Origin of the sequence: Streptomyces sp. NPDC006265, assembly GCF_040613555.1 — a bacterium.
Lineage (GTDB): Bacteria > Actinomycetota > Actinomycetes > Streptomycetales > Streptomycetaceae > Streptomyces.
The window spans coordinates 1-6,041 of the sequence record NZ_JBEXSH010000550.1 but is presented as its reverse complement, the minus strand read 5'-3'; the positions used below and the strand labels follow the sequence as shown (position 1 = coordinate 6,041).

Genomic DNA, 6,041 nt, shown 5'->3' with positions numbered 1-6,041 from the left:
CACGCACGGCGTCGCGCAGGCCGGGGACGTCGAAGGCGAGGGCGGGCGTCCCCATGGAGTTGGCCTCGATCACGGTCAGGCCCCAGCCCTCCGCGACGGACGGCACCACAGTGAGCCACGCGCCGCCGAGCAGCGCCTGTTTGCGTTCCTCGCTGACGTGACCGTGGAACGTGACGGTCGCGTCGAGGCCGAGCGTGGAGGTGAGCGCGCGCAGGTTCGGCAGTTCGCCGCCGTCCCCGGCCAGCTCCACCCGCAGGTCCGGCCACCGTTCGCGGAGCGCGGGAAGGGCCCGCAGCAGCAGGTCGACCCGCTTCTGCGGTGTCATCCGGGTGACGACGGCGAGAGTCGGCGTCGTGGCGCGGACGACCGGCGTGGACGACGGGCGCGGGCTGCCGTTGGGCACCAGGTAGACGGGGTTGCGGAAGCCAAGCTCGGCGCGGACACCCTCCCGGGTGGAAGGAGAGACGGCGACGATGGCGTGCCCGCGGTACACCATGCGGCTGATCTGCTTCTCCAGCAGCCGCCCGACGGTGTTCATGGGCCACCGGAAGAAGAGGTCGAACTGCTTCTGGTGGATGTGGTGGATGACGCACACGTCCGCGGTCCAGCGCGGGGTGAACAGGGGTGAGAAGAACGGTATGCCGTTCTGGAAGTCGACCACCACGTCGTAGGTGTGACGGTTCCTCAGCAGATGCAGGGACGCGGCGCCGTAGACGCCGTAGGTGCCCCCGCCGCGCAGCACGCGCACGCCGTCGGCCCACTCGGCGGCCCGGGAGCCCGGGAAGCGCGCGGCGAAGAGGGTCACGCGTGCGTCCGAACGGGCCAGCCGCCGGGCGATCTCGAAGCAGTACGCCTCTGCCCCGCCGGCCTGCGGATGGGCGGGGTCACGCCAGTTGAGGAACAGTACGTTGGTCCGGGCAAGATGCTCGAGTGCAGTCATGAACAGTCACCGTGAGAGGGAGATGCGCAGCACGTCCGCCATGGAGCGAATGCCGTCGCGTCGGGCTGAGAACGTCGATCCGGGCATGTCCGTCCAGGCGACCGGGACCTCGACGACCGTGCCGCCGGCCCGCACGATGCGGGCGAGCATCTCCACGTCGAAGGCGAAGCCGTCCACCCGGCAGGTCGCCGCCGCCTCCCGGGCGAGGCGCCCGTCGAAGAACTTGAAGCCGCACTGGGTGTCGGCGATGTCCGGCAGCGTCAGGCGGGTGAGCCGCCGGAACATCCAGCCGCCGCAGCGGCGCAGCGCCGACTCCTCGACCTCGAACCGGGAACCGTCGACGTGCCGTGAGGCGATCACCGCGGCGCAGCCGTCCCGGAGCAGAGGCAGCACCTTGCCGAGGGTCTCGACGGGGGTGGCGTTGTCGGCGTCGAGGAACCCGACGAAGCGGGCCGTGGAGGTGACGATGCCCCGGCGCACGGCGGCGCCCTTGCCGGGTTCGCTGCAGCCGATGACGTGGACGGGGGTATGAGGGCTGTCGAAGCGTTCCGGGACGTCGTTGGTGCAGTCCACGGAGTTGTTGTCGACCACGACGACGGCCGACGACCACACCTGTCCGCGGAGGTAGTCCACCGTCGTCCCGATGGTGCGGGGCAGGCGGCGCTCCTCGTTGACGGCGGGGATGACGATCTCCAGCTCGACCGGGGGGCGCCTGAGACTCGCGGGAATCCCCTCGCGTGTGTGCACAGGAGTTCACCTCCGTCGTGATCCGGCGGCGCTGGTGCGTCGCCGTATGTTTACGACGTATACGAGTATCTTGTGTCGATTTGCCCTGATGCGTCAAGTGGGATCGGGCAAGGGTTGACGGGCATGTTCGACCGGGCGACGATGTACGTATACGCCGTAAACATCAAATAGTGTCCGTCGCGGGACGGCGGAGGACGGTGATCATGAGCGTACCGATCGAGGACTTTGCCCTCCTCAGCGATCTGCAGACCGCGGCCATGGTCGGACGTGACGGCTCCGTCGACTGGCTGTGCCTGCCCCGCTTCGACTCACCGGCCTGTCTGGCCGCGCTGCTGGGCGACAGCGGCAACGGCTGCTGGCGCGTCGCCCCCGAGGGCGCGGCATCCACCGGCATCCGCCCCGACCGTTGCGCGGAGCGCACCTACCGTAAGGACACCCTGGTGCTGGAGTCCCGGTGGGAGACCCCGGACGGAACGGTTCGCGTCACCGACTTCATGCCCCCGCGCACCCAGCTGCCCTGCCTCGTCCGCGTGGTCGAGGGGCTGTCCGGGGCCGTGCGGATGTGCAGTGAACTGCGGCTGCGCTTCCACCAGGGCAGGGTGGTGCCCTGGGTCCGGGACGCCGGGCAGTGCACCGTCGCGGTCGCCGGGCCCGACGCGGTCTGGCTCGGCGCCGACGGGCCGGTGACCACGCTCGGCGACACGGACGCCACCGTCTGGGAGTTCACCGTGCCCGCCGGGCGGCGGCTGGCGCTCACGCTGGCCTGGTCGCCGTCCCACCGGCCCGATCCGCCCGCGCCGCTGTCCGTCCCCGCCGAGACGGCGCTGAAGGAGACCGTCGACTTCTGGCGCCGCTGGGCGGGCCAGTGCCGCTACCAGGGGCCGTGGCGGGAAGCCGTGGTGCGCTCGCTGATCACCCTCAAGGCCCTCACCTACGCCCCCACCGGCGGCATCGTCGCCGCCCCCACCACCTCACTGCCCGGCCGTATCGGTGGCGACCACAACTGGGACCACCGCTACTGCTGGCTGCGCGACTCCACCCTCACCCTGTCCTGCCTCCTGCGCAGCGGCTACCGGGACGAGGCCACGGCCTGGCTGGACTGGCTGGTGCGGGCCATCGCCGGTGACCCCGGCCAGTTGCAGGCCGTGTACGGCGTCGGCGGCCAGCGCCTGCTGCCGGAGACCGAGGCGCCCTGGCTCCCCGGCTACGAGGGCTCGCAGCCGGTACGGTTCGGGAACTACGCCGTCGGCCAGTTCCAGCTGGACGTCTACGGCGAGGTGATGGACACGCTCTGCCTGTCCCTGCGGGCGGGCATACCCATGCCGGCGCACGTGTGGGGCCTGGTCGAGGCGCTCATGGCATGGCTGCTCAGGCACTGGCGGGAACCCGACCAGGGGCTGTGGCAGGTGCGCGGGCCGCGGCGCCAGTTCGTCCATTCCAAGGTCATGGCGTGGGTCGCCGCCGACCGCGCCGTACGCATGGGGGAACTCCTCGGCCGCAACGGCTCCTCGGCCGAATGGCGCGCCATGCGGGACGAGGTGCGCCGACAGGTCCTGCGGGAGGGCTGGGACGCCGGACAGCACTCGTTCGTGCAGGCCTACGGCTCGCCGGACCTGGACGCCTCCGGCCTCCTGATGCCCAGACTGGGCTTCCTGCCGGCCTCCGATCCCCGGGTGCGCGGCACCGTACGGGCGATGAGCCACCTGGACCACGGGGGCTTCCTGCGGCGCTACGCGCACGACGGGGACGGAGCGGACGGCGCGCCCGGCGGCGAGGGCGCGTTCGTGGCCTGCTCCCTCTGGTACGCCGCCGCCCTCGCGGCCGACGGTCACACCGAGCACGCCCGACAGGTCTTCGAGCGCGTCCTCGCCATCCGCAACGACGTCGGACTGCTCGCGGAGCAGTGGGACCCGGACACCGGACGTCAATTGGGCAACGCCCCGCAGGCGTTCAGCCATCTCGCGCTGGCGGAGACGGCGTTCGCCCTGTCCGCGGCCCAGACGCGCCGGGGCCTGCCGAGGCGTTCGGCAGTCCCCGGGTAGCCCATTGCCCCGTGCCCCCGTCCCGGGCAGCCCATTGCCCGTGGACGGGGGCAGCCCATTGGCAGCCCATTGCCCCCGTGGACGGGGCGCTCTTGCTCCCGTGGACGGGGCGCTCACCGGAGCGTCGGACCCGCGCAGCCGCCGTAGCGCTTCCGCAGTGCGACCGCACTCTGTTCCACCGTCAAGGGCCGTGCGAACAGGAAACCCTGCCCGAACCGGCAGCCCATGGAGGTCAGCAGGTCCCGCTGCCCCCGCTGCTCGATGCCCTCGGCGATGATCTGCACCCCGAGCGTCCTGGCGAGGCACACGATGCCCCGGACCAGTGCGGCCTGCCGGGGATCCCGCGGGATGTCGTCGATGTACGTCTTGTCGAGCTTGAGGGCGTCGACGGGGAAGTCGCGCAGGTAGCGCAGCGAGGAGAACCCGGTCCCGAAGTCGTCGACCGCGATCCGTACGCCCAGCTCCTTCAGCGACCGGATGAGCCGGTCGTCACGGCTCACCAGCACGGACTCGGTGAGTTCCAGCTGGAGCGAGCCGGGGGCGAGGCCCGGTGTCTCGACGGCCTTGCTCACCTCCCCCAGGAAGTCCGCGTCCTGCCACTGACGGCCGGAGACGTTGACGCTGATGTACGGTGCCACGGCCCGGCCGGCCGTCCGCTGCAGCCGGGCCATGTCGGCGGCGGCGTTGCGCAGCACCCAGGCGCCCAGGGGCGTGATGTGGCCGGTCTCCTCGGCGAGCGGGATGAACTGCCCCGGTGAGACCGGCCCGCACCGGCCCTGCGGCCAGCGGGCCAGCGCCTCGAAGCCGATGACCTGGCCCCCGGTTATGTCCACGACGGGCTGGTAGCGCAGGGCGAACTCCTCCCGGGAGATCGCGCGGTCCAGGCGTGCCCGCAGGTCGTGCCGCTCGGTGACCCGCACCCGCAGCCCCGGCACGAAGCGGCGCCACTGCCGCTTCCCCGCGGACTTCGCCGCGTACACGGCCAGTCCGGCGCACGACAGCAGTTCGTCGGGGTCGGTGCTGTCCCAGGCGGTGGCCACCCCCACGCCGGCTGAGATGCCGATGGTGCCCCCGCCGGGCAGCCGGAAGGGACGGTCCAGTACCCGGATCACCTGTTGTGCCAGCAGTTCGGCGTCCTGGGGCTGCCGGGCCTCCTCCATCAGGATCGCGAACGCGTCGCCGCCCAGCCGCGCCGCGGTGCCGGTGTGCCGCAGTGTCTGCGACAGCCGCTCGCCCACCGCCTTGAGGATCCGGTCGCCCGCCGCGTGCCCCAGGGTCTCGTTGACGGTCTTGAAATCGTCCAGGTCGATGAAGAGGACGCAGGCCAGGGGCGACTCCCGGCGGTCGCGCAGCAGGGCCCTGCCGATGCGCTCCAGCAGCAGGGCCCGGTTGGGCAGGCCCGTGACGGGGTCGTGGGACGCCCGGTGGGACAGCTCGTACTGCAGCCTCCGCTGCTCGGTCACGTCCCGCAGGGTGACGACCAGTCCCGCGACGGCCCCGTCCGCCCGCAGGTCGCGGCAGCGGGCCTCCACCTCGGTGCGCCCGCCCGGCCCGCGCACCCCCCAATGGTCATACACGTCCCGGCCCGGATCGCTGTCCAGTGCGGACAGTGCCCGGTCGACCCGCTCCCGGTCCTGCGGGTCGACCAGACTGCGCAGCGCGGTCCCCGTCACCTCGCTGCGACCGAACAGGGTCGGTGCCGAAGGGCTGGCGTAGCGGACGGCCGCGTCGGCGTCGAGGACCAGGACGACGTCCGAGGTGCTGCTCAGGAGGGCGCGGAAGTACGCCTCGCCCGCCGGGTGAGTGCGATCGAGCCGGAGTCCGGCGCGCTGTGCCTCCGTCCCGGTGTGTGCGGCGAGGGTCTCCAGCGCTGCCCGAGCCTCGACGAGCCGGCGCTGCGGTCCGGCGGCCAGCAGGACGCCCGCGCGGCCGGATGCGGGGCCCGGCCAGGCCGAGGAGCAGACGAGGGCGGCGGGCAGACCGGCCAGTCGCGCGGCGACGCCGGGCGGCAGCCGGTCGACGGGCAGCAGCAGGGAGGTGTGTCCGGCGCCGGATGGGGGAGCGGGAACCTCACCGGCCGGCAGGAGGAGGGATCCGTGCGGGACGTGCGGCCCGAGCAGTGCGGCGACCGCCGCCTCGCAGCACCGGGAGACCTGAGCCGGGCTCTCCGCAGCCGCCAGCGCGGCGATGGCGGTCCGCAGCTTCCGCTCACGGGCAAGGTTGAGCGGCGGCTGAGCCGGGAGGTAGCGCAGCGGGCCGCGCGGGACGCCGTCCGGCGTGAGCAGGCTGCGGTGGAGCGGGCGCGCCGCGAG

4 protein-coding genes are annotated in these 6,041 nt (G+C 72.6%); 1 reads left to right on the top strand and 3 read right to left on the bottom strand.

Features of this window, described 5'->3' with window-relative positions; translation table 11 throughout:
* A partial coding sequence (locus tag ABZ281_RS33495; RefSeq protein ID WP_356661649.1) for a glycosyltransferase family 4 protein occupies positions 1-940 on the bottom strand: 940 nt, incomplete at its 3' end.
* A 6-nt stretch (positions 941-946) separates the two neighbouring features.
* Positions 947-1,687: a glycosyltransferase gene (locus ABZ281_RS33490; protein ID WP_356661647.1), complete on the bottom strand. Its 741-nt coding sequence runs from the start codon at positions 1,685-1,687 to the stop codon at positions 947-949.
* 203 nt (positions 1,688-1,890) lie between these two features.
* On the opposite strand from ABZ281_RS33490, the gene ABZ281_RS33485 reads away from it, so the two are divergent.
* Positions 1,891-3,729: a glycoside hydrolase family 15 protein gene (locus ABZ281_RS33485; protein ID WP_356661645.1), complete on the top strand. Its 1,839-nt coding sequence runs from the start codon at positions 1,891-1,893 to the stop codon at positions 3,727-3,729.
* A 113-nt stretch (positions 3,730-3,842) separates the two neighbouring features.
* Here ABZ281_RS33485 and ABZ281_RS33480 read toward each other — a convergent pair.
* Positions 3,843-6,041 (bottom strand): EAL domain-containing protein (locus ABZ281_RS33480; protein ID WP_356661643.1); only part of this gene is annotated, 2,199 nt, incomplete at its 5' end.